The 1,220-nt window shown below is 55.7% G+C and carries 1 protein-coding gene; it reads left to right on the forward strand.

All coding sequences use genetic code 11. The features are described 5' to 3' along the window. Positions 1-399: 399 nt before the first annotated feature. Positions 400-1,158: a VHS/ENTH/ANTH domain-containing protein gene (locus HU811_RS26980; protein ID WP_092400111.1), complete on the forward strand. Its 759-nt coding sequence runs from the start codon at positions 400-402 to the stop codon at positions 1,156-1,158. Positions 1,159-1,220: the final 62 nt, after the last annotated feature.

Genomic DNA, 1,220 nt, shown 5'->3' on the forward strand with positions numbered 1-1,220 from the left:
GTGTCCTAGGCCACTAGACGAAGGGGACACACGTACAACATTCACTGCTTATCGCGTTTGGCTAAGTGCTTTACGCTGTAAGTGGCGCGCATTCTATGGATGGATTGCTGGGTCGTCAACCCCCAGATATAAATTTATTTAAATCAATGACTTCGCCCGGTTTGGGGGCTGTTCGCACATTTTGCCCGTCCGGTCTCTGGCGCCTATATTCTGTCATCCGCCAAGACGTTATAGTCGTGCCTGACAAATGGTGGCAATGTGCATCTATCTTCGCCGCACTTCCATACGCAGCGCCACGCCTGTCTAATCGCATCGCGCAGGCCTATGCGCTTAAAAGCCAAGCCACTACACTCTTGATATGCGAACCCCAATAAAGAGGTCTTACCGGTGACACCACTCATGATCACCCTGCTCGTCGTAGCCGGGATCGCACTGTTGATCGCCATTGGCTACATGAACCATGTGGTGGAAAACAACAAGCTGGAAAAGGCCCGTACCAAGGTTGAACTCAACGACCGCTTACGTCGTTGTGGCGAGCTCACTGAAACCTTTCCCGGACAATTGATGACCCCGGCCCTGAAGCTGTTGATCACGCGTCTTGAGATCAACGTCTGCCAGCGCCTGCTGAACCTGGAGAAAACCAATACAGCGGTCAAGGCGCGCCTGGACGAACTGAATGCGCTCGCCGCCCAGGGTGAATCGATTCCGGTGAACAACCCACCGGCACCGATCCAGACCGAAGCCAAGGCCAAGGATGTGCGGTTTCTGCTCGAAGCCCTTCACGGTCAGATTACCCGTGCCGCCCAGGACGGCTTCCTGCCGCCCAACGAAGCCAAGCGCTGGATCCGCGAAGTGCGGCACATTCTGGTGCTGTTGCACATCGAGTTCTTCAATAATCTCGGCCAACACGCCTTGCAGCAAGAACAACCGGGGCAGGCCCGCCTAGCGTTCGAACGGGGCGTGCAGTACCTGCGCAAGCAACAGGAACCGCAGGTCTATGCCGAACAACTGGACTACCTGGAAAAACTCCTGGCCCGCGCCAATGCCATGGTTCTGGCCAGCACCCAGCCAGTCGAAGGCGAAGTCAACCAGTTGACCGAAGGGCTGAAGGACGCCGAAGTAAACGACGAGTGGAAGAAGAAGAAGGTTTACGACTGATATACGGGTTGGGCTCTCAAGCCTGACTCCTGTGTGGCGAGGGGATTTATCCCCGCTGGGTT

Origin of the sequence: Pseudomonas tehranensis, from assembly GCF_014268615.1 — a bacterium.
Lineage (GTDB): Bacteria > Pseudomonadota > Gammaproteobacteria > Pseudomonadales > Pseudomonadaceae > Aquipseudomonas > Aquipseudomonas tehranensis.